This is a genomic window from Streptomyces sp. AM 4-1-1 (assembly GCF_029167625.1).
Taxonomy (GTDB): domain Bacteria; phylum Actinomycetota; class Actinomycetes; order Streptomycetales; family Streptomycetaceae; genus Streptomyces.
In genome coordinates, this window is the sequence record NZ_CP119145.1 from 412,106 (window position 1) to 434,900 (window position 22,795).

Below are 22,795 nucleotides of genomic sequence, written 5' to 3' on the forward strand. Positions count from 1 at the left end.
CGATGGCGCCACCGGGCGTGAGAGCGGCGCCTCACGGGCCGCGTCCGGGCGGATGATCCAGGGGCGGGACCTCAGGCGGCGCCCGTGGGCAGCGTCACCTCGAACCGGCAGCCCCCTTGCACATTGCGGACGTTCACCCGTCCCGCGTGTGCCTCCACGATCCCCCGGACGATGGCGAGCCCCACGCCCGCGCCCGTCGAGGGAGTGCGGGCGGCGGTGCCGCGCCAGCCCATCTCGAAGACGTGCGGCAGGTGTTCGGCGGGGATGCCACCACAGCCGTCGGTGACCGAGACGACGACCGATTCGGCACGGCGTTCGGCAGCCACCGCGACGGTCCCGTCGACGGGTGTGTGGTGGATGGCGTTGACCAGGAGGTTGGTGAAGACCCGCAGCACCTCCTTGCCGTCCACCTCCACCGGAATCGCCTGGATGCCCGCGTCGACGAGCCGGACCTCGTTCTTCCTGGCGAGCGGGTCGGCGCCCGCCAGCGCCTCGCCGACCAGATCGTGGACGGACAACCGGGTACAGGTGAGGGCGAGCGCGCCCGAGTGGATGCGGGAGAACTGGAAGAGGTCGTCGACCATGTGGTTGAGCCGTTCCACCTCTGTTCCGATCTGGCGGTAATAGCGCTCGGGATTCGCCACGACCCCGTCCTCCAGTGCCTCGGACATCGCGCGCAGCCCGGCGAGGGGCGTTTTCAGATCGTGCGAGATCCAGGCGACCAGTTCGCGGCGCGAGGCTTCCAGCGTCTGCTCACGCTCCCTGGAGGCCGCGAGCTGGGCACTGACCGAGGCGAGCCTCGTGGACAGCGAGTCGAGCTCCGCGGTCCTCGCTCCGCCGGGGACGACGAAGCCCCGGCCGGACACGAGGGATTCCGCGGCCGCTTCGAGCTCACGGGTGCGGGCCACGACCCAGCGGCCGAGCAGCACCGCCGTGGGAAAGGCGACGACGGCGGCCATTCCCACGACCACGGTGACGACCCACAGGTCGCGCGAGGACAGGAACATCGCGTGGGCCACCACGAGCGTCCCGGTGAGCATGGCGCCGACCGCCACCGCGGCCACGACATTCAGCGCGACCACCACGGAACGCCGGCGAAGCCGCCACAGGGCGAGCCCTCCCGCGAGACCGGAGAGCCCGGCGCCGAGGAAGGCGTACATGGAGGTGTAAAGGGCGATGCGCGGCAGGTCCTGCACAGGGGCTCAGCTCGCTTCCACCGGCAGGACGCCGATCCGCGACTCGGGCGTACGGAACACACCGCGCAACGTAACAGCGCTGTCCGACGGCGGGCAACGGAAGCCGGTCCCGTTCCTGACGGGGTGCCGGGGCGCGGACCGTCAGCGAGCACGGGTGGCGGCGTACCGAGTGCGTCCACCCGCCACAGGCGCCCCAACCTCCCTGTGAGGCCAGGGCGTCGACAGACGGCCGGCCTGCCGTGAACCCGGCCGCACCGCTCGTCCACGTACCGGGAACCGGCGTTCCGGACTCCGTGCTCCGTGCTCCGTGCTCCGGAGAAGGACGGACGTCATGCTTACGGAATACGGACATCATCCCGGCGACGCCGCACGGGCGCCCCGCGCGGCGTCCGTGCGTGCCAGGGTGGTGGGATGCAGAACATTCCGGACGGCTCGGTCCCGGCCCCCGCAACCTGCCCCGACGCCCCGCGCGGCCGCATCCTCGTCGTCGACGACGACCCGACCGTCGCCGAGGTCGTCGTCGGATATCTGGAGCGGGCGGGATACGAGGTCGAGTGGGCGGAGGACGGCCCGGCGGCTCTGCGGTGCTTCGGGGACCACCGGCCCGACCTGGTCGTCCTCGACCTGATGCTTCCCGGCATGAACGGTATCGAGGTCTGCCGTCACATCCGGGCGCACGGACATGTGCCGGTCATCATGCTGACCGCGCGTGGCGACGAGGACGACCGCGTCCTGGGGCTGGAGACGGGCGCCGACGACTACGTCACGAAGCCGTTCAGCCCGCGTGAACTCGTCCTGCGCGTCGACTCGGTGCTGCGCCGCGGCCGGGCGACGGCGCCCGCCGCCCACTCCCCTCGGGACCCCCTGCGAGGCGCCGGGCTCCGTCTCGACCCGGTGGCCCGCCGCGCGACCATGGAAGGCCGTGAACTGAACCTGACCTTACGGGAGTTCGATCTCCTGGCCTTCTTTCTCCGCCATCCCTCACGGGTGTTCAGCCGGGAGGAACTGATGCGGGGCGTGTGGGGCTGGGAGTTCGGCGACCTGTCGACGGTGACGGTCCATGTGCGGCGGCTGCGCGGGAAGGTGGAGACGGACCCGGCCCGTCCGCGGTTGATCCGGACGGTATGGGGTGTGGGCTACCGCCTGGAGCTGACCCCGCCCTCGGACCGTCACGACGACGCGGCGGCCGGCGCGACCCCGTCATGACGGGCCTGTTCCTCGTCGCGTCCATCGGCTTCGGGCGGACCGAACCGCGCGGTGAAGAGGAAGCACTGGACGGCCCGCCCCGGAATCCCGATGTATGACGAAAGTCTGACGAGCATCCGATGCCTCTGGAAATGCGCCCTCCCCCCTGCTGGAATCTCGGTATGACCGAACAGCACCGAAGGCGCGCCGGGGACGAGACCTCCCCGAAAAGGGGGCGCACGGTTCACGGGCGTTCCGGATGGTTGTGGTCACTGAACACCACGGCGCTGTTCGACTGCGGGGCCTTGTCCAGGCATCGGCCCCGGAAACACCTCGGAAATGACGGGGGTGCGCTTCACGTCGGCGCGGAGAACCGCGCCGACGCAGATCACTCGGCCATGTCGACGCGACGTCGGGTCATGGGACGAGTCGGGCCGGAAATGGGAAAATGAGAAATCTTTCGTCATTCACGTTATTCAGGCCGTCCGCGCGGTCAGGACGGTCCGCGGCCGTTTCGGAGGGGACCGCCCCCTCCCCCGCGTCCCCGAAGCGCGGGCGCTCCCTGGTCGGCGCGCTGCTCGGCGCCACGGCCCTGACGCTCACGGTCCCGATGTCGGCGGCTCACGCCGATTCCCTGCCCAACCTGCCCCAGAACGCGGGAGGGTACGAGGCGTCGTTCTCGCCGGCCTACGACTACGACACGGACGGCTGCTACGCCGTGTCCGCCATCGCGCCGGACGGAACCCTCAATCCCGGGCTGAAGACGAGCGGTGCCATCAACGGCAACTGCCACGACCAGTCCGACCTCGACAAATCACAGACCTACGCCCGCTCGAAGTGCAACAACGGCTGGTGCGCCATCGTGTACGCCAGCTACTTCGAGAAGGACCAGACCGTGAACGGCTCGGGGGGCCACCGCCACGACTGGGAACACGTCATCTCCTGGGTCAAGCAGTCGTCCAACCAAGTGGAGTACCTGACAGTCACGCAGCACAGCAGCCAGGCCACCTACCCGCGTTCATCGGTACGTTTCAGCGGCTCGCACCCCAAGGTCGTCTACCACAAGGACGGTCTGCCCGCTCTCACGCACCTCTTCCGGCTCGCCAACAGCAATGACGAACCGCCGGAGAACCACTACCACAACTGGCGTCAGCCTCCCATCGTGGACTGGAACGGCTGGCCCAGCACGTGGCTGCGCGACCGGCTGAACAACGCCGACTTCGGGTCCGCGACCATCAAGACCACGGACAAGGACGACCGCTTCAGGAATCTCCTCAACGCCTCCAAGCCCGGCGGCATCCCCTTCAATCCCTGGGCCTGACGACTCCCGCCGGCGCTCGCCGGTGAATGACCCCGGCTGCTGAACCGACTTCGTGCACCGCACTGACGGGTGCCACTCCCGGAGTGGCACCCGTCTTCCCCGTACGGACGTCGCGAGGGTCCTACTTGCCGTACCTGCGTTCCCGTCCGGCGTAGGAGCGCAGGGCCCGCAGGAAGTCCACACGGCGGAACTCGGGCCAGTACACGTCCACGAAGTGCATCTCCGCGTACGCGGACTGCCACAACAGGAAGCCGGAGAGCCGCTGCTCACCCGAGGTGCGGATCACGAAGTCGGCGTGGTCCCGGCCGGTGTCGGAGTACAGGTTCGCGGAGATGTGCTCGACGTCGAAATCGGCGATCAGTTGCTCGGGATCACCGCCGGCGGCCCTGTGTGCCTCGAACGCGGCCTTCACGGCGTCCACGATCTCGCGACGACCGCCGTAGCCGACCGCCACATCGACCTTGAGCCCGCCCCGGCCCGCGGTCCGGCCCGCCGCTTCCTTGAGTGCGCTCGCCGCCTCGGCGGGCAGCAGGTCGAGCGAACCGATGACCTGCACCTCCCACGGCAGACCTGACGCCGACACATCGCGGACGGTCTCGGTGATGATCTCCATCAGCGGACCGAACTGCTCGGCAGGGCGGCCGAGATTGTCATCGGACAGCATGAACAGCGTGACCTGCTGGATCTTCGACTGGACGCACCAGCCCAGGAACTCGGCGACCTTGGCCCCGCCTCGCCGGTATCCCTCACGGACGTCGGAGTGACCGGCCTCACGGGCCCAGCGCCGGTTCCCGTCCAGCATGATCCCGACGTGTTCCGGGCGCGGCAGCCCCTCCAGCGTGCTGGCCAGACGGCGCTCGTACACCGCTTCCAGCGGCCGACGAACCACCTTGGGCAGCAGCCTCATCGACTTCCTCCAACTGTCACGTGCCTACAGGGGCTGCCGACAGTAGCAGCGGGCCGCCAACTCCTCTGACCACCTGGGGTTTCAAGGGGAACGGGCAGGACGGCGCCGTTCCCGCGGGTCCGGGCGGGGATCAGCTGTCCGGCTGCTGCGCCCCGGCGGCGACGATCGTGCCCTGGGCCACGGCGACGAGGCGCTCGACGTCCGCCCGGAGCACGTGGACGGTGCACCGGCAGACCGCCTGCCGGCGGGTGGTCACGACCGCGTCCGCCCGGGCGATGACGACATCGCCGACCGCGGGCCTGGCGTAGTTGATCTTGTACTCGGTGGTGAGCGCGTCGCCGCCGAGAGCGAGACCGCCCGCGAACGTGAGCGCGTTGTCCGCCAGGTAGCTGATGACACCGCCGTGGACGAACCCGTGCTGCTGCTGGAGCTCGGGCCGGTTACGGATGCGGATCTCGGCCGAGTCCGGACCTACGGCGGTCAGTTCGGCGCCGAGGAACCGGCTGAACGGCTGGGCCTCGAAGATGCTGTGGGCGAAGGCGGCGAGGTCGGTCGTCATGCCGGTTGTCCTGTCGTGTCGTCGTGGGGCGCGGCGAGGCGCGTGTCGATGTTGTCCTGGAACATGGCGAGCAGTCCCTCGGCGAGACCGAGCACGTGATGGTCGCTTCCACCGTGCTTCAGGCCGCGCTGAACGTTTTCGGCGATGGCGAAGTCCTCCTGGTCGAAGACGTCGTCGTTGGTGAACCGGAACCGCTTCTCCAGCCCGCTCTGACCGGCCGAACCGGCGAAGTCCTCGGCACGGTAGAGCATTTCGTGGGTCCAGACCGTCCGGTCGGGGGCGAGCGGCCAGAACGTGTTGATGGAGACGTAATCGGGGTGGAGGATGAAGAACGTGTTCGGGAAGAGCGTGTAGTAGACCGACGCGTAGTCGAGGATGCGCCATTCCTCCTCGGGCTTCGACCCGGTGTCCTCGATGTTGGTGCGCGCCGCCGACAGGCGGATGTGCGGCCCCTCCTCGTCGTGGGCGATCACGCCCTTCTTGAACGCGAAGGCGAGGGTGTCCCTGTGCAGGTAGGGAACGTGGTAGCCCTCCAGATAGGTCTTGATCAGGAGCTTCCAGTTGGCCTCCTTGACGACCTTGGTCTTCTTGTACCGCACCAGTGACGCGACGTCGAAGTTCACGAGGTCGTCGTGGAAGGCGCCCAGGTACGTGGGTATGTCGAGCTCGGCGCCGGGGTCCCTCGCGAGCCAGACGAGGCCGCCGGACTCGGTGGCCGGCAGTTCGACGAGGCCGTAGTCGCACTTGTCGACGCCCGGGAAGTCGTGCGACCGCGTGATGCCCCTCAGGTCCCCGTTCAGCCCGTAGACCCAGCCGTGGAAGGGGCAGACGAAGTTCTTGACGGAGCCGGTGCGCTCCGTGACCAGCCGGGCCCCGCGGTGGCGGCACTGGTTGTAGAACGCCCGCACCCGGCCGTCGTCGCCGCGGACGACGACGTACGGGAACTCGTCCCAGTCGCTGGTCACGTACGAACCGGGCTCGCTCAGGGCCGAGGCGTGGCTGACGACAAGGGGGAACCGGGCGAAGGCCGAGGCGAGTTCGCGGTCGAGGAGCGCGCCGTCGGTGTACTTCGTGACGGGAATCCGCACGACTTCGTCCAGCATCTTCTCGTCATGACGCGTCTCACGCAGCGCGAGGAGCCGCTTGATCATGGCCACCTGATCGTCCTGTTTCATCGGGACCCACTCCCTCTACGACGGATTCGGGGTTGCCGACCGGCGGCGGCCGCCGGTCCGGAAGACGGCTGCCCGGCACCGACCGCGCGAAGGCAGAGCGGCGGGATCTCCCCGACGATCGGTGTCCCGGCCTGCCGCGAAGAACCTCACCCCATGATCTGAACCAAGGTTCATTTCATCGTACGGCCGGAGGCTCGACGGAGCAACGCTCCTCGGGGCGGCGTGTCCGTTCACCGCCACGCATCTCCCTCCGCGGGCAACGCACTTGACGGCTGGTGTGTCTCGGGTGGGGACCCCGAGGCACGTTCTGACCCGCGATCAGTCGCGTGGTGGTGGCGCACGGTCGGCCGGGCGGGCGCGTCCCGGGCCTCACCGCGTCTCCAGGGGTCAGGAGGGGGTCGCCGACGGCCGGCCGAGGGCGCGGAAACAGAAGTCGCGGATCTCCGCGACGAGAAGTTCGTCGGACATGCCCGAGACGGCGTCGGGCTCGATCGGACCGAGCCGTCCCACCAGGGCTTCCGAGATGGCTCCGATGACGGCCGAGGACGCGACGGTCGCGTTCTGCGGCGCGAACGCACCCTCCGTGATGCCGTCGCGGATGATTCCCTCGCCCAGCTCGACGTAGGCGCGCCGGTAGACGAGTCTCTCGGCCTCCACGGCCGGCGCCACCGGCTCGAACAGGAGGGACCACGCCATCCGGCGGCCTCTGAGCGCACGACGGGTGAAGGTGCGGATCAGCGCGTCCAGGCGTTCGGTCGGAGAGGCGGGAGCCTCCGCGACCGCCCGTCCCACCGCCGTCAACTCCCGGTCGGCGACTTCGCGGAACACGGCTGCCAGCAGGTCCTCACGGCTGTCGAAGTACGAGTAGAGCGAGCCCGTGCTGGCATGACACGCCTGGGCGATGGCGCTCACCTTCGCGCCGGCGAAGCCGTGGAGAGCCACGAGGTCGAGCGCGGCGCCGAGGAAGGCGACCTGCTTCTCCTCCGCACGCCGCCTCGTCCGGTCGGTCTGCCGATACGCCATCGACACCTCCTCGGCAGAAGGAATGAACTAATATTCAAAGCATAGTTGAGCTCGGTGCATAGTTGAGCTCGGTGACCGTCCGAGGAGCCACGCCGGTGCACCTGACCGCCCTGCTGGAACGTGCCGCACGAATCGACCCGCGGAAGGACGCCGTCGTCCACGGCGATGAACACCTCACCTACGGCGCCCTTCTGGATCGCGCGCGCCGCGCCGCCACGGTGCTGACGGACCGTGGACTCGGGCCGGGCGACCGCGTCGCGGTACAGACGTTCAACACCCCGGGATTCGTCGTGGCGGCCTTCGGCGTCTGGTTCGCCGGTGGTGTACTCGTCCCCGTCAACCACAAGCTCGCGGTTCCGGAGACCGCCTACGCGATCGAGCACAGCGGCGCCCGCATCGGCATCGTGGCCGCCGAACTCGCGCTCGACGCCACGGTCGCCGGTCCGCAGACCCGCTGGCTGACCACGGAGGCCCGTGTCGAGGGCCTGGAGTGGTTCGACGAACTCGTGGAGCGGTCGGCGCCGCTCAAGCCCGTACCGGACCTCGGTCAGGACGACGTCGCGCAGTTCCTCTACACCTCGGGAACCACAGGCGCCCCGAAGGCATGCGTCCACACCCACCGGACCATCTCGGCGGTCCAGCCTCTGATCGTCTCGACACTGAACTTCACCAGCGAGGAGCGGTTCCTGCTCTCGATGCCCGTCTGGCACGCGGCCCCGCTCAACGACTGGCTCCTCACCATGGTGTTCCTGGGCGCCACGACGATCCTGCAGCGCGAGTACGACCCCGCCGGATTCCTGGAGCACGTCGAGCGGTACCGGGCGACCGCTTTCTTCGGCGCCCCCATCGCCTACATAGCCCCCACACAGCTGGCGGCGGCCGGCAGGCTGAGCCTGTCCGACTACGACCTGTCGAGCGTGACGCGGTGGCTGTACGGGGGCGCCCCCCTCGGCGCCGAGGTCGCCCGGACGCTGATGGGGGCGTACGGAAGCGACCGCTTCGTCCAGGTCTACGGCGTGAGCGAGATGGGGCCCGTGGGCACGGCTCTCCACCCCCACGAACAGCTGACGAAGGCCGGCTCCATCGGCCGCCGCGGGATGCCCGGCGTGGACCTGCGTGTCGTGGGTGACGACGGCCGGGACGTCGACGCCCCGGGCACGGGAGAGATCTGGCTGCGCGCCGACACCGCGATGGTGGCCTACCACCAGGCCCCGGAAGCCACCGCCGAGTCGTTCTCCGGCCCGTGGTTCCGTACCGGCGACGTGGCACGCGTCGACGAGGACGGCTACCTCTACATCGTCGACCGGCTCAAGGACGTCATCATCGTCGGCGGGGAGAACGTCCACTCCCAGGAGGTCGAGGAAGCGCTCCGCGGACACCCGCGGATCAGCGACATCGCCGTCGTCGGCCGCCCTCACCCCGCCTGGGGGGAATCAGTCGTCGCCGTCTACGTGAGCGGCGACGGCGCGGCGGTCGAGCTGGAGGAGATGCGGGAGTACCTCGGGAAGCTGCTCGCGCGCTACAAGCTCCCTCGCGAGGCCATCAGGGTCGACCGGCTGCCGCGGAACCCGTCCGGCAAACTCACCAAGCACATCATCCGTTCCGAGGTGGTTCTGTCGCGTACGGCCACTGAGGAGCCGCAGCCCTCGTGACCGGCCCGGCGGCGCAGTGATCGTGCGGCCGATGCCGTGGGCCCGGGCAGGGTCCACGGCATCGGCCGGCATCGCGGGCGACAGCTCGTCGGCGGGGGCGGACCGGCGGCCAGGTGTGCGCCGGCCGTCAGGAGGCCGTCGGCACGGGCCGTTGGTCCTGTCCGTCGTAGGAGGCCAGGGGGCGGATGAGCGCGTTGTGGGCGAGTTGTTCGGTGATGTGGGCGGTCCAGCCGGTGACGCGGCTCATCACGAATATCGGTGTGAAGGTGGGGATGTCGAAGCCCATGAGGTGGTAGGCGAGCCCTGCCGGATAGTCCAGGTTGGGGTGAATCCCCTTGCGTGTGATCATGGCGTGGCGCAGGGCCGCGTGCAGGGCGGCGAGGCGGGTGGCCTCGGGGTCGGCCGCGCGGGCGACGAGCCGGTCCGTGGCGTCCTGCATGATCGGGACGCGTGAGTCGCCGTGTCTGTAGACGCGGTGGCCGAAGCCCATGATTTTGCGCTTCGAGGCCAGAGCCTCGTCGAGCCATTCCTCGGCCCGTCGCGGGTCGCCGATCTCGTTGAGCATGTGCATCACGGCTTCGTTGGCACCGCCGTGCAGCGGCCCCTTGAGGGCGCCGATGGCCGCGGTCACGGCGCTGTAGAGGTCGGAGAGCGTGGAGGTGACGACGCGGGCGGTGAACGTCGACGCGTTGAAGCTGTGTTCGGCGTAGAGGATGAGGGAGATCTCGAAGCAGCGGACCACTTCGGGCTCGGGAATCCGGCCGAAGCACATGTGGAAGAAGTTCTCGGCGTATCCGAGGGAGGGGTCCGGCTGGATCGGGGCGAGTCCGCGGCGCCTGCGGTGGTCGGCGGCGACCACGGTCGGCAGTCTGGCCAGCAGGGCCAGGGACTTGGTCCGGTTGGCGGCCGGACTGCCGTCGTCCTCGGCGGGGTCCTCGGCCCCGAAGAAGCTGACGGCGGTCCGCAGGACGTCCATGGGGTGGCAGGTCTCGGGCAGGCGGGCCAGGAGTTCCGCGGTGGTGCGGTCCAGGGGCCGCAGGGCGCGTTCGCGGGCCCGGAACTCACCGAGCTGCCCCGCGTCGGGGAGTTCCCCGTGCCAGAGCAGGTGGGCGACCTCCTCGAAGGAGTGGCGGGCGGCCAGGTCCTGGACCGGGTAGCCGCGGTAGGTCAGGGAGTTGGTCTCCTGGATGACGGTGGAGATCCCGGTGGTGTCGACGACGACACCGGCGAGGCCGCGGTGGATGTCCGGCGTGGGCGGGGCGGTGGGCATGAGGTTCCTCCAGCGGGGGGTGCGGGCCGGGCGGGAGTCAGGCGCCGGGCGGGAGGGTGAAGTCGAAGACGGCCGAGTCGAAGGCCGTGTAGTCCTCGTAGCCGAGGACCTCGTAGAGCCGGGAGCGGGTCTGCATGCGGGGCAGCAGGGACGCCTGGGTTCCCTCGGCGGCCAGCGTGCGCAGCCCGTCCTCGATGGCGCCGTTGGCGAGGCGGAACAGGGTGACCGGGTAGAGGGCGATGTTGTACCCGAGGTCTTCCAGGGCGGCGGTGGTCAGCAGCGGGCCCTTGCCGAACTCGGTCATGTTGGCGAGCAGCGGCACGTCGAGGGCCGCGCGGAACGCCGCGAACTCGGCCTCGCCGTCCAGGGCCTCGGGGAAGACCGCGTCGGCGCCCGCGTCGACGTACGCCTTCGCCCTGTCGATCGCCGCGTCCAGGCCCTCGACGGCGCGGGCGTCGGTGCGGGCCATCAGCAGGAAGCCGTCGTCGCGCCGGGCGTCGGCCGCGGCTCGGACCCGCTGCGCCATCTCGTCGCGCGTCACGAGCGTCTTGCCGTCGAGGTGGCCGCAGCGTTTGACGGCGGTCTGGTCCTCCAGGTGCATCCCGGACAGTCCCGCGTCCTCGAAGAGCTGGACGGTGCGGGCGGCGTTGACGGGGGCCCCGAAGCCGGTGTCGGCGTCGATGAGGACGGGGAGGCCGGTGACCCGGGTGACCTGCTGGGCGCGGGCGGCGATCTCGGTCGAGGTGGTGAGGCCGATGTCGGGCAGGCACAGTTCGGCGGCGAGGACGGCGCCGGAGAGGTAGACGGCCTCGAAGCCGTGCTCCTCGATCAGCTTCGCCGAGTACGGGTTGACCGCGCCCGGCATCCGCAGCAGCCGCCCGGAGGCGAGCTGTTGCCGTAGCGCCCGGCGGCGTTCGGTGGGTGTGGTGCGGGAGTGCAGCATCAGAACAGACCCTTCGGGAGCCGCGCGTCGTACGCGGCGACCTTCTCCGTGTCGACCCGCGGGAAGAGCTCCGCGAGCCCGTCCGTGTCCAGGTGGGCGAGCCGGCTCGCGCTGTCCAGGAAGGTTTCCCGCGCGTCGGGGGCGACGACGCCCTCGGCGAGGGTGCGGAACTTGGCCGTGTATCCGGCCCGGCCGAAGGGGCGGGCGCCGGCCGGATGGGCGTCCGCGACGGCGAGTTCGTCCTCGATCACCGTGCCGTCGGCGAGCGTGATCACGGCGCGGCCGCCGAAGGCACGGCGCCCCGGGTCCGGGTCGTGGTAGCGGCGGGTCCACTCCGGGTCCTCCACCGTGGAGATCTTCCGCCACAGCTCGACGGTCTCCGGGCGGCGGGCGCGGTCGGGGGCGTAGGAGCGTTCGTGATGCCAGGCGCCGTCCTCCAGGGCGACCGCGAAGATGTACGGCACGGAGTGGTCGAGGGTCTCGCGGCTGGCGTGCGGGTCGTACTTCTGCGGGTCTCCGGCACCGGAGCCGATGACGTGGTGGGTGTGGTGGCTGGTGTGCAGCACGATGTCCCGCACGTCCGTCAGGGGTCCGGTCCTCTCCCGCAGCCTGCGGGCCAGGTCGATGACCGCCTGGGCCTGGTACTCGGCCGAGTGCTCCTTGGTGTACGTGTCGAGGATCGCGCGGCGCGTCCCGCCCGGTTCGGGCAGGGAGACCGTGTACGACGCCTCGGGGCCGTCGAGCAGCCAGGCGAGGAAGCCGTCCTCGCCTTCGTAGATCGGCGAGGGCGCGCCTTCCCCTCGCATCGCCCGGTCCACCGCTTCGACGGCGGCCTTGCCGGCGAAGGCCGGGGCGAACGCCTTCCAGCTGGAGATCTCTCCCTTCCGGGACTGCCGGGTGGCGGTCGTCGTGTGCACCGCCTGCCCGACGGCCTGGTACACGGTTTCCGTGGGCAGCCGCAGCATCGCCCCGAGTCCGCAGGCGGTGGCGGCGCTCAGATGCGCCACATGGTCGATGCGGTGGGCGTGCAGGCAGATGCCCTTCACGAGCGCGACGTGGATCTCGTACGCGGCGATGACGCCGCGCAGCAGATCCGCACCGGTGCGGCCGGTGTGCTGGGCGACGGCGAGCAGCGGCGGGATGTTGTCACCGGGGTGGGAGTAGTCGGCGGCCAGATAGGTGTCGTGGAAGTCCAGCTCACGCACCGCCGTGCCGTTGGCCCAGGCCGCCCATTCGGGTGATACGCGCCGGCTCGTGTCCGCTCCGAAGACCGAGGCCCCCGGGGCAGCCGTGTGCGGCAGGGCCTGGGCTCGGGCCACGGCGACCGGACGGCGGCGCAGGGAGGCGACCGCGACCGACGCGTTGTCGATCACCCGGTTGACGGCCATGGCCACGGCTTCCGGTTCCAGCTCGGCGGCCTCCTGGGTGCCGGTGGCGACGGTGGCGAGCTTCCAGGCGAGCTGTTCCTCGCGGGGCAGCCGGTCGGCGCTGGGGTGGACGCGTACCTGATGGTCGATCACGGGGCTCCTCGCGGTGTTCGTCCTGGCGGGGCGACCGTCCTGAGAGCTGTCCCGGGACGGTTCCCGCCGGCCTGTACCAGCGAGCATGCCCGCGTCCAGGGTGTGGCGCGACAGTTCCAAGCTGCTGAATCCGTACCGTCGCGCGCTGCGAATCTGCGAATCTTGCGAAAGGTGCGGATGGTAACTTCACAGGTGCGCGACGCGGATGGCACCCAGGAGGAGCGGCGGGAGGCACACATGGCGCGAGCTGCCGGGCGGAAGATCTACGCGCACGCCAAACTGCGGAGACTGCGGTCCGAGCGCGGTATGAACCAGGTCGAGCTGGCGCGCTCGCTGGGCATCTCGACGAGCTACCTGAACCAGATCGAGCACAGCCAACGTCCGCTGACCGCCCCGGTGCTGCTCCGGATCGCCGAAGTCCTGGGTGTGGAGGCGGAGTTCTTCTCCGAGGCCGCGGAGGAGCGGCTCGCGACCGATCTGCGGACCGCGCTCGGCGACGAGGCCAGCGGTGTGTCCGTCCCGGTGGAGCAGGCCGCCGAAGTGGTCCGCGACCATCCCGAGGTGGCCCGTGCGCTGGTCGCCCTGCACCACCGTTACCGGGACGCCGCCGAGCAGGTCGCCGCCCTGGCGTCCGCCGACGCGCCCGCCTCCTCGGTCAGGGTGCTGCCCCCGGCCGAGCCGCACGACGAGGTCCGGGACTTCTTCTACGCCCACCACAACCACTTCGGCCGGCTCGACAGCGAGGCGGAGCGCGCTGCGCACGCGTGGGGCCTCGACTCGGCGCGTACGGCGGCGGAGATCCTGCGGCGACGGCTGGCCGACCGCCACCGCGTCACCGTGGTGGAGGCCGCCCCCGAACGTTCGGCGGACGCCCGGCGCTTCGACGCGGCGCGCGGCCTGCTGTTCCTGTCACCGTGGCTCACGGACGGCCAGCAGTCCTTCCAGCTCGCCACCCAGATCGCCCTGCTGGAGTACCGTCCGCTGCTCGACGCCCTGATCGAGACCGCCGCGCTGACCTCCGCCCAGTCCGCGGACCTGGGGCGGATCGGGCTCGCCAACTACTTCGCCGGTGCGCTCCTGATGCCGTACACGGCGTTCCGGACCGCCGCCGAGGAGCTGCGGTACGACATCGAGCTGCTCCAGGCCCGCTTCGGTGTCGGCTTCGAGACCGTCTGCCACCGGCTGAGCACCCTCCAGCGCTCCGGGCAGCGCGGGGTGCCCTTCTCCTTCCTGCGCGTGGACCGGGCCGGGAATGTCTCCAAACGGCAGTCCGCCACCGACTTCCACTTCTCGCGGCTCGGTGGCACCTGCCCGCTCTGGACGGTGTACGCGGCGTTCTCCTCCCCCGGCCGGGTCCTCACCCAGGTCGCCGAGATGCCGGACGGGAAGCGCCACTTCTGGGTGGCGCGCACGGTCACCAGGGGTGGCGCCGGACACCGAGCGTCCCGGGCCGAGTTCGCCGTCGCGCTGGGGTGCGAACTGCGGCACGCGCACCGCCTCGTCTACGCGGAGGGCATCGCCCTGGACGACCCGCGCGCCGCGACACCGATCGGCCTGGGCTGCCGCATCTGCGAACGCCGTGACTGCGCCCAGCGGGCCCGGCCGCCGGCCGGCGGCCGGCTGGCCGTGGACCCCGACCGGCGTACCTACGTCCCCTATCCGGTGGAGACTTCGGGCGGCGGCGCCTGAGCGTCCCGGGGGAAGTTCCGCACACGCCCTCGGGCATCCGGCGTCCGCCCTACCCGGCACCCGGCACCCGGCACTTCAGCGGTCCGTCACCTCACCGGTTGTCCGTGCCCGCGCGGCCGGCGAGTGCGTCAGTGTCCGCCGACCAGCCGGGGCAGCCGTGCCAGCGCGGCGCCCACCGCCTCGGGGGTGAGACCGCCGCCCTGGGCGAGTTCCCGCGAGCCGCCGCCCCGGCCGTCGAGGAGCCGCTTGACCAGGGCGGCCGAGTCCAACCCCGTGTCGAGTCCTGCCTTGTTCACCGCGACGACGACGGTCCCGGCCGGGGTGCCCACGGCCACGACGCCCGGCCGTTCCGTGGGGAACCGGTCGCGTACGGCCACGGCCAGCGAGCGTGCCTCGTCCGTACCGCCCTCGCTGGTCGTGGTGACGACACCGATTCCGTCGGCGTCGGCCCCTCGCTCCGCCAGCTCGGCCGCGCGACCGGCCATGGCCTGCCGCTTGAGACGGGCGTTCTCGCGGTCGGCCGCCTTGAGGCGCTCCAGCAGGGCCGCGATCCGGTCGGGGACCTCGGCGCGCGGGGCGCCGAGCTGCTCGGCGACACGGGAGACGAGGTCGCGTTCGCGTGCCAGATAGCCGAAGCCCTCGATGCCGACCGCGGCTTCGACGCGGCGCATACCGGCGCCCACCGAACTCTCGGAGGTGATGGCCACGGTGCCGATCTGTGCGGCGTGTTCGACGTGGGTGCCACCGCACAGCTCGCGTGACCACTGCCCGCCGATCTCGACGACTCGGACCTTCTCCCCGTAGGTCTCGTCGAAGAGGGCGAGGGCCCCGAGCCGCTTCGCCTCGGACAGGGGCATCCACCGCACGGTGACCGGCAGGTCGCGGCGCAGCGCGCGGTTGGCCGCCTCTTCGACGTCCCGCCGGACGGCCTGCGGGAGCGCGCCACGCCGGGGGAAGTCGAGGCGCAGGTATCCGGGCCGGTTGTAGGAGCCCGACTGCAGGGCCGCGGGGCCGAGGACCTCGCGCAGCGCGGCGTGCAGTACGTGCGTGCCGGAGTGGGCCTGGCGGGCACCGAGGCGCCACTCGGGGTCGACGGCGGCACGGACGGTGTCGCCGACGGCGAGTTCGCCGGAGAGGACGCGTACCTGATGGACGACCAGGCCGGGCAGTGCGCGCTGAACGTCCAGCACTTCGGCCTCCGTGGAGGGACCGGACAGGCGCCCGGCGTCGCTCTCCTGGCCGCCGGACTCGGCGTAGAAGGGCGAGCGGTCGAGGACGACACCGACGATCTCTCCCGCCCGGGCGGCCGGGACGGCTCCGGTGGCGTCGGTCAGGGCGATGACACGCGACTCGGTGGTCAGCGTTTCCCAGGCCCGCCAGTCGGTCGGACCGTGTGCGTCGAGCACCGCGCGCAGGGCTGCCGTGCTCGCCGTCCCACCCGGCCTGCGGGCGTGGGCGTCGGCGCGGGCACGTTCACGCTGGGCGTTCATCAGGGCCGCGAACCCCTCGCGGTCGACCTCCACCCCTTGTTCGGCCGCCATCTCCAGGGTGAGGTCGACGGGGAATCCGTAGGTGTCATGGAGCAGGAACGCCTGAGTTCCGGGGAGCGTCCGGCCGCTGTCCGCCTTGACCTTGGCGAGGGCGGTGTCGAGAACGGTGGTCCCCTGGCGCAGGGTGCCCCGGAAGGCGTCCTCCTCCGCGGACGCCTGTTCGGCGATGCGGATGAAGTCGGCGGCGACCTCCGGGTAGCCGGGCGCCATGCAGTCACGGGCCACGGCCAGCAGTTCCGGAAGGACGGGGTCCCGCTGACCGAGCTGGTGCATGGAGCGGACGGCGCGGCGCAGGAGGCGGCGCAGCACGTAGCCGCGGCCCTCGTTGCCGGGGACCGTGCCGTCGGCGAGCAGCATCAGGCCGGTGCGGACGTGGTCGGCGACGATGCGCAGGCGCACGTCGGCCGGGGCTCCGGCGCCGTAGCGCACGTCGGCCAGGGCCGCCGCGCGGTCCAGGACGGGGCGGGTCTCGTCGATCTCGTAGAGGTTGCCGACTCCCTGGAGGAGCGTGGCCATGCGTTCCAGGCCCATGCCGGTGTCGATGTTGCGCCGGGGCAGCTCGCCGAGGACGGGATAGCCGGTCTTACCGGTGCCCTCGCCCCGCTCGTACTGCATGAAGACGAGGTTCCAGAACTCCATGTACCGGTCCTCGTCGACCGCCGGGCCTCCCGCCCGGCCCAGGGCCGGCCCCCGGTCGTAGTACAGCTCGGAGCAGGGCCCGCACGGGCCGGGGACGCCCATGGACCAGAGGTTGTCCTCGTCGCCGCGCGCCACGATCCGTTCGTCGGGGAGTCCGGCGACCGCACGCCAGATGCCGCGCGCCTCGGTGTCGGAGTGATGGACCGTGACCCAGATCCTGTCGGGGTCCAGGCCGAAGCCTCCGTCGGCCATCGCTTTCGTCGACAGCTCCCAGGCGAAGGCGATGGCCTCCTGCTTGAAGTAGTCGCCGAAGGAGAAATTGCCGTTCATCTGGAAGAACGAGCCGTGACGCGTGGTCCGGCCGACCTCCTCGATGTCCAGCGTGCGTACGCACTTCTGCACACTCACCGCCCGCGGCCAGGGCGCCGGTACCTCGCCCGTCAGACATGGCTTGAACGGAACCATGCCCGCGTTGACGAACAGCAGCGTCGGATCGGGTGTGGGCAACGGTGCGCTCGGCACTCGGGTGTGGCCGTGCGCGGCGAAGAAGTCGAGGAATCGGGTACGGATGTCAGCGGTACGCACAGGTGCTCCGAGGACGTCAGAGGGGAATCAGGAGGGAGGAAGCGGCACGGCCGTACGGGCCGGTCGTGCGGGCGGAGAGCCGGGAATCGCGGCATGGTCCACACCACCGGCGAAGGACAGGTGTCCCCGAGGCGTTGCCGGAAGCGCGCCGCGCCCCCGACCCGTACGGGAGTCAGCGTCCGCCGGTGGCCGCCGACGCGGTCGGGGCGGTCGGTGGTCACCGCGTGGCGCCGTCGCCGTTCCGCACGACGTGGGCCGGTGGTGTCATGCCGCTCCCGCGGCGGAGGGCCGGGCGACCGGATGCAGCGAGGCGTACTCCAGCGGAGCCGAAGGGTCGACGGACAGGTCCAACGGGGCGGGGTCGGCGCCCGCCCGGAGGAGAAGATCCCCGACGGCGGCGATCATCGCGCCGTTGTCCGTGCAGAGGGACAGGGGTGGTACGCGCAGACCGACACCGGCGGCGGCGCAGCGCTCCTCGGCGAGAGCCCGCACCCGCGAGTTCGCGGCGACGCCGCCGACGATCAAGAGGGTCCGCACGCCGTAGGCACGGCAGGCGGCGAGCGCCTTGCGGGTCAGTACGTCGGCGACGGCCTCCTGGAGTGACGCGGCGCCGTCGGACAGAGGGATCTCCTGGTCTCCGAGGCGGTGCCGTTCGGCCCAGCGGGCCGCTGCCGTCTTGAGCCCGGAGAAGGAGAACGCGTACGGATCGTCCTTCGGGCCGGTCAGCGGCCGGGGGAAGGCCACCGCCCGCGGATCGCCTCCCCGGGCCGCGCGGTCGATGGCGGGGCCGCCCGGGTAGGGCAGCCCGAAAACCCTGGCCGCCTTGTCGAAGCACTCACCCGCCGCGTCGTCCACCGTGTCACCCAGATGCACGATGGGATCGCGGACCAGGTCCCGCACGACCAGCAGGGACGTGTGCCCGCCGGAGACGATCAGCACCACGCACGGGTCGGGCAGCGGGCCGTGCTCCAGTGTGTCGGCGGCGACATGCCCCGCCAGATGGTGCACCCCGTACAACGGCACACCCGTCGAGTAGGCCAGAGTCTTCGCTCCGGCGAGCCCGACCTGCAACGCGCCGGCCAGCCCCGGCCCCGTGGTCACCGCCACGGCGTCGATGTCGGACAACCGCAGTCCCGCCCGGTTCAGCGCCTCCCTGACCACCGGGTTGAAGGAGTGCAGATGAGCGCGTGCGGCGATCTCCGGGACCACACCGCCGAACCTGGCGTGCTCGTCCATGCTCGACGCCACCGCATGGCCGAGCAGGCGCCCCCGCGAGACGATCCCCACACCCGTCTCGTCGCACGACGACTCGATCCCCAGCACGATCCGGTCCGTCGCCATCGCATCTCCTCCCGAAGCGGGTTCTTGCCACAGAAGTGTAGTTGCAATCCATGTGCAACAAGGTGCGGCATCGCTCCAGGAGCCGTCGGGTCATCAGAGAGGACCCGACGCGCGACCGGGGACGCACCGACGGCGGTGCGCCCCCGGATCTGGCGAGCCCAGTCGCTGATGTCCTGCCCGTCCGACGCCGCTGACGGACCGGTCCGCGGAGAACACCGGCAAACGCTGGGACCGCTCCCGGCCCGAAGCGGTGGCCCTGCGCCGCCAGACCGTCCGCCACTTCGGTTGTGCGTGTTCGCCGCCCCGGCGCTGTCCGCCGTCACCTCCCCCCAGAGCGCCCAGCGCCGACTCGGTCCGCCGATCGTCGGGGAGATGGGCCAGGAGGTGGTGTCCCGGCTCGTCGGCCGCCGGACCCGGGCGGCAACCCCGCGTCCCCGCACCGGACGGAACCGGTCGGGCCGGAGCGGAGCACCCGGGAATGGATGGAAACCCAAGGCCAGGATCTGTCGCGTCAAGGGGAACCGGTCAGCGGCACGGAAGCATGCGTGTGTCGGAAGTCGTCACGGTGACTCGCTTGCCCTGCCTCCGAGTCGGCCGGCTCGGCTTGCCCGCACTGGGCAAGAATGGGGCCTTCTCCGCGTCGGCAGGACGCGGATCTGCAGGGAGAAGGCCGACCATGTCCATAGCCACACCTCAGAACACACGCGCCGTCATCGGGGAACTCCTGCGCAGAATCGGCGAAGGCGATCCCGGGCGCATCGCCGAGCTGTATGCCGAGCGGTGCGATTGGAAGCTGGACTGGCCGGAGGCCGAGCACGGCCGAACGGCCACGCCGTGGATTCGTCACCGGTCCACCCGGGCCGACGCGGCCGATCACTACCGCGAGCTTGCCGAGCACCACGAGCCTGAGCACGTGGCCACCGAGATCGAGCGCATCCTCGTCGATGGCGACGACGCAGTCGTGCTCGGTGAGATTCGCCAGACCGCCCGGCCCACCGGGCGGGCGTATCGCGCGCGGTTCGCCCTGCACCTCACGGTCGAGGACGGCCTCGTCACCCGCCACCATGTCTACGAGGACAGCCTGGCGGTCGCCCAGGCATTCGAGGCGGAGAGCAGGTGAAGGCCACCTGGCGACCGCGCGATGGCAGGCCGCAGCCACACGTTCGCGGACCACGGACCGCTGACCTTCCCCGGCCCGCCGGTCGGCCGACTCGGCTGCCCTACAAGCCCCGCCGGGACTCCCGCACCAGCAGTACCAGCAGATACGCCCCGCCGACGCACACGGTGACCGCACCGGTCGGTAGCAGCACATCCGGAATCGCATGCTGCGCCGCGATGTCGGCGCCGAGCAGCAGGAGCGCGCCGACGAGCGCCGAACCGGCGAGGTCGACGGAGGCTCCCCGCCCGGTGAGACGGCGGGCGATCTGCGGCGCCGCCAGCGCGACGAAGGCGATGGGGCCCGACGCGGCGGTCACCGCGGCTGTAGCGGCCACGCCGAGGACCACCAGCAGCAGCTTCGTGCGCTCGACGGGTACTCCCAGCGTCGCCGCCGTGTCGTCGCCCAGTTCGAGCAATCGCATCCGGCGTTGCACCACGGTGGCCGCCAGTGCGACCCCCGCCGTCAGGACGGAGGCCATCATGACGGCGGGCCAGCCGATGGAGCTCAGTGAGCCGGCGCCCCACACCGCGGCCCTCAGCGCGGTGTCCACATCGGCCTTCACCGAGAACCACGTGTTGACCGAGGACAGCAACGCACCGACCGCGATACCCACGATGATGAGCCGGAAGCCCCGCACACCCCGTTGGAACGCCAGCAGATACACGGCGAAGGCGGTGACGAGCCCGCCTGCGAGCGCGCCCGCCACGAGCGCCGAGTAACTGCTCGCGCCCGCGAGCAGCGTGAGGACGACACCGGTGTAGGAGCCGGTGGTGAAGCCGATGACGTCGGGGCTGCCGAGCGGGTTGCGGGTCAGGGACTGGAAGATCGCGCCGCCCACGGCCAGGGCGGCCCCGAACACCACGGCGGCGACGATGCGCGGTGCCCGCCACTCCAGGACGACGGTACGGACGCTGTCGCCGGCCGTGCCCGACATGACCGCGATCAGGTCGCCGAGGCTCAGCGGGTAGCTGCCGAGTGTGAACGCCCACAGGGCCAGCGCGATCAGCGCGACCCACAGCAGGCCGCACACGACGACCACACGGCGCGACGCTCTCAGACTCAGGGGCCCTGCCCTGAGGACGAACACCCCGTTCACAGCGCCCTCATCCGGCTTCCGCGCACCAGCAGGATCAGTACGGGCGCGCCGATGAGCGGCATCATGACACCGACCGGCAGCTCGGCGGGGATCACGATCAGCCGGCCCAGGACATCGGCGACCAGCACGATCGCCGGGGCGAGGACGGCGGAGTAGGCAAGAATCCAGCGCCAGTCCGGTCCGGTGAGCCATCGCACGGCGTGCGGCACCATGAGACCGACGAACATCAGCGGGCCCGCCGCGGCCGTCGCCGCACCGCACAGCAGGGCCACCGCGATCACCACACCGCACCGGGTCGCACCGATCCGCAGACCGACAGCCCGCCCCGCGTCGTCGCCGAGTGCGATCGCGTTGAGCGGACGCGCACAGCAGACGGCGACCAGCAGACCGGCCAGGACGAAGGGCGCGATGTCACCGGCTGTGCCCGTCGGGCGGTCGGTGATGGTGCCCGCTCCCCAGAATCTCATGCGGTCGAAGGTCTCCGTGTCGATCAGGGCGAGGGTCTGGGAGATGCCGGACAGCACCGCCGTGAAAGCGACCCCGACGAGGGTGAGCCGCAGCGGCGAGGGCCCGCCCCGTCCGCCGCTCGCGGCGAGGTAGACCACCGCTGAACCGACGACGGCGCCGACGAAGGCGAAGGGCAGGTACTGCTCGATGCGCGTGACGCCGAAGACGGCCACACCCAGGGTGACGGCGAAACCCGCGCCGGCGTTGACGCCGAGAACACCCGGGTCGGCGAGCGGATTGCGGGTGAGCGCCTGGATGAGCGCCCCCGCCACGCCCAGGGACACACCGACGACGATGCCGAGCAGCGTGCGGTCCACGCGGGCGGCGCTGATCGTGGCGTGCGAAGCGGAGCCGTCGGGAGCGGTCAGCGCCTGCCACACCACGTCAAGGGGGAGCATCGCCGAGCCGATCGCGACGCTGAGCAGCACCGCCACGAGGAGCGCGCCGACGGCGACGCCCAGGCCGAGGAGCCGGCGTGTCCTGCGACGCGACGACCGCGACGACGCAGTCGGTGGTGGCGCGGTCGTCGTCGCGAGCGCCTGTGGCATCGAACCTCCCTGAGCAACCCGTCACCCGGACAGCCCGGTGCCGTGCGTGATCGAAGTACTTGAACTGCTTGAACTGCCTGGCTCCCGATTCAGTGACCGCCGAGCGCCCCCACCGCGTCCGTGCTGAGCGCGCTCACGGGCACCCCGGACTCGCGGCTCAGCGCGCGCAGCAGTCCGGCCCGGGTCGCGTAGCCGGCCGCCCTGGCCGCCGCCGTCAGCTCACCCCCGCCGCGGAGGTGTTCGACGGCGGCGTTCATCCTGGCCCGGTTGCGCCACCGTGTGAAGGGCAGTCCGGTCTCGTCGAGGAAGACGCGCTGCACCTGCCGGGGGCTCATCCGGTGCTGCGCGGCGAGCTGCTCCAGCGTCCCGGAGGCAGTGCGCAGGGCCTCGCGGGCGAGTGCGCGCACCGCGGGATGGGCGGGGAGCACGACCGGGAAGTACTGCCGGGAGATGCCCCTCAGCACGCGTCCCAGTGCCTGACGGAACGGCTGGACCTGCTCCGCCGTGCTCGGCGCCGCGCCGAGCGTGGTGGTCATGACCTCGACGATCGCGGGTACCGCCCCGAGCGGCTGCACACGACATCGGGGCAGGTCACCGGGGTTGAGGGTGGGGCCGAGTGCCATGCCGCCCGACTCGATCCGCAGCGCGTGCGGCACGCGGGGAGCGAGCCAGACTGCCTCGTGTCGCCCGAGCCGCCACTCCGCGCCGTCGGCAGACAGTCGGGCGTTGCCGGTCACCAGGTAGACGAGGTGCGGCTCGTCGTGCCGATGCGTGTCGTGCCCGAGAAAGCGGATGGCGTTCTCGGGGACCACGGTGCCGAGGAATGTCATCGGCAAGCGTGCCTCCCGTTGTATGCGACGCGTCGTGTCCGTCACCGGCGATGTCACACTCGGATCGACGCAACGGAACCAGCAAGGTTAGCCTCACCTT

The 22,795-nt window shown here is 71.1% G+C and carries 18 protein-coding genes; 5 read left to right on the forward strand and 13 right to left on the reverse strand.

Features of this window, described 5'->3' with window-relative positions:
- Positions 1 to 71: 71 nt before the first annotated feature.
- Complete coding sequence (locus PZB75_RS01815; protein WP_275538547.1) at positions 72 to 1,160, reverse strand: HAMP domain-containing sensor histidine kinase; 1,089 nt, start codon at positions 1,158 to 1,160, stop codon at positions 72 to 74.
- 447 nt (positions 1,161 to 1,607) lie between these two features.
- On the opposite strand from PZB75_RS01815, the gene PZB75_RS01820 reads away from it, so the two are divergent.
- Together PZB75_RS01820 and PZB75_RS01825 are read left to right on the forward strand one after the other, a co-directional pair.
- The gene (locus PZB75_RS01820; RefSeq protein ID WP_275533511.1) at positions 1,608 to 2,402 is read left to right on the forward strand and encodes a response regulator transcription factor; all 795 of its coding nucleotides are present in this window, start codon (positions 1,608 to 1,610) and stop codon (positions 2,400 to 2,402) included.
- A 541-nt stretch (positions 2,403 to 2,943) separates the two neighbouring features.
- On the forward strand, positions 2,944 to 3,702 hold the full coding sequence (locus PZB75_RS01825) for an NPP1 family protein (protein WP_275538548.1): 759 nt from the start codon (positions 2,944 to 2,946) through the stop codon (positions 3,700 to 3,702).
- Positions 3,703 to 3,823: 121 nt separating this feature from the next.
- Here the strand turns inward: PZB75_RS01825 and PZB75_RS01830 are convergent, their stop codons facing one another.
- From PZB75_RS01830 to PZB75_RS01845, 4 genes are all read right to left on the reverse strand, one after another.
- Positions 3,824 to 4,600, reverse strand: a complete 777-nt coding sequence (locus PZB75_RS01830; protein ID WP_275538549.1) for an isoprenyl transferase — start codon at positions 4,598 to 4,600, stop codon at positions 3,824 to 3,826.
- A gap of 139 nt (positions 4,601 to 4,739) precedes the next feature.
- On the reverse strand, positions 4,740 to 5,168 hold the full coding sequence (locus PZB75_RS01835) for a PaaI family thioesterase (RefSeq protein ID WP_275533512.1): 429 nt from the start codon (positions 5,166 to 5,168) through the stop codon (positions 4,740 to 4,742).
- Complete coding sequence (locus PZB75_RS01840) at positions 5,165 to 6,343, reverse strand: SRPBCC family protein (RefSeq protein ID WP_275533513.1); 1,179 nt, start codon at positions 6,341 to 6,343, stop codon at positions 5,165 to 5,167. Before PZB75_RS01840 ends, PZB75_RS01835 begins: the two co-directional genes overlap by 4 nt.
- Positions 6,344 to 6,730: 387 nt before the next feature.
- Complete coding sequence (locus PZB75_RS01845; protein WP_275533514.1) at positions 6,731 to 7,366, reverse strand: TetR/AcrR family transcriptional regulator; 636 nt, start codon at positions 7,364 to 7,366, stop codon at positions 6,731 to 6,733.
- A gap of 95 nt (positions 7,367 to 7,461) precedes the next feature.
- On the opposite strand from PZB75_RS01845, the gene PZB75_RS01850 reads away from it, so the two are divergent.
- Positions 7,462 to 9,018: an AMP-binding protein gene (locus PZB75_RS01850; protein ID WP_275533515.1), complete on the forward strand. Its 1,557-nt coding sequence runs from the start codon at positions 7,462 to 7,464 to the stop codon at positions 9,016 to 9,018.
- A gap of 127 nt (positions 9,019 to 9,145) precedes the next feature.
- Here PZB75_RS01850 and PZB75_RS01855 read toward each other — a convergent pair whose 3' ends face one another.
- The 3 genes from PZB75_RS01855 to PZB75_RS01865 are packed head-to-tail and all read right to left on the reverse strand — an operon-like array spanning position 9,146 to position 12,751.
- Positions 9,146 to 10,288: a bifunctional 2-methylcitrate synthase/citrate synthase gene (locus tag PZB75_RS01855; protein ID WP_275533516.1), complete on the reverse strand. Its 1,143-nt coding sequence runs from the start codon at positions 10,286 to 10,288 to the stop codon at positions 9,146 to 9,148.
- Between the two features lie 37 nt (positions 10,289 to 10,325).
- Positions 10,326 to 11,231, reverse strand: coding sequence for a methylisocitrate lyase (gene prpB / locus PZB75_RS01860; protein WP_275533517.1), 906 nt, complete (start codon positions 11,229 to 11,231; stop codon positions 10,326 to 10,328).
- Positions 11,231 to 12,751 (reverse strand): MmgE/PrpD family protein, encoded by a 1,521-nt coding sequence (locus PZB75_RS01865; RefSeq protein ID WP_275533518.1) that lies wholly within the window; start codon positions 12,749 to 12,751, stop codon positions 11,231 to 11,233. The genes prpB and PZB75_RS01865 overlap by 1 nt, the downstream gene beginning before the upstream one ends.
- 237 nt (positions 12,752 to 12,988) lie before the next feature.
- Between PZB75_RS01865 and PZB75_RS01870 the strand changes: the two genes are divergently transcribed.
- Complete coding sequence (locus PZB75_RS01870) at positions 12,989 to 14,440, forward strand: short-chain fatty acyl-CoA regulator family protein (RefSeq protein ID WP_275538550.1); 1,452 nt, start codon at positions 12,989 to 12,991, stop codon at positions 14,438 to 14,440.
- 128 nt (positions 14,441 to 14,568) lie between these two features.
- Here the strand turns inward: PZB75_RS01870 and alaS are convergent, their stop codons facing one another.
- Complete coding sequence (gene alaS, locus PZB75_RS01875) at positions 14,569 to 17,214, reverse strand: alanine--tRNA ligase (RefSeq protein ID WP_275533519.1); 2,646 nt, start codon at positions 17,212 to 17,214, stop codon at positions 14,569 to 14,571.
- Between the two features lie 264 nt (positions 17,215 to 17,478).
- Positions 17,479 to 18,555, reverse strand: coding sequence for a tRNA (adenosine(37)-N6)-threonylcarbamoyltransferase complex transferase subunit TsaD (tsaD, locus tag PZB75_RS01880; protein ID WP_275533520.1), 1,077 nt, complete (start codon positions 18,553 to 18,555; stop codon positions 17,479 to 17,481).
- Positions 18,556 to 19,231: 676 nt separating this feature from the next.
- Here tsaD and PZB75_RS01885 point away from each other — a divergent pair.
- Entirely contained in the window at positions 19,232 to 19,675 is a 444-nt protein-coding gene (locus PZB75_RS01885) for a nuclear transport factor 2 family protein (protein WP_275533521.1), read from the forward strand.
- Positions 19,676 to 19,775: 100 nt separating this feature from the next.
- Here the strand turns inward: PZB75_RS01885 and PZB75_RS01890 are convergent, their stop codons facing one another.
- From PZB75_RS01890 to PZB75_RS01900, 3 genes are all read right to left on the reverse strand, one after another.
- A complete protein-coding gene (locus tag PZB75_RS01890; protein WP_275533522.1) occupies positions 19,776 to 20,810 on the reverse strand; it encodes an iron chelate uptake ABC transporter family permease subunit in 1,035 nt (344 codons plus the stop codon).
- Positions 20,807 to 21,865 carry an iron chelate uptake ABC transporter family permease subunit gene (locus tag PZB75_RS01895; protein WP_275533523.1) on the reverse strand — a complete coding sequence of 353 codons (1,059 nt, stop codon included), beginning with the start codon at positions 21,863 to 21,865 and terminating at the stop codon, positions 20,807 to 20,809. The genes PZB75_RS01890 and PZB75_RS01895 overlap by 4 nt, the downstream gene beginning before the upstream one ends.
- A gap of 89 nt (positions 21,866 to 21,954) precedes the next feature.
- Positions 21,955 to 22,695 carry a helix-turn-helix domain-containing protein gene (locus tag PZB75_RS01900; RefSeq protein WP_275538551.1) on the reverse strand — a complete coding sequence of 247 codons (741 nt, stop codon included), beginning with the start codon at positions 22,693 to 22,695 and terminating at the stop codon, positions 21,955 to 21,957.
- Positions 22,696 to 22,795: the final 100 nt, after the last annotated feature.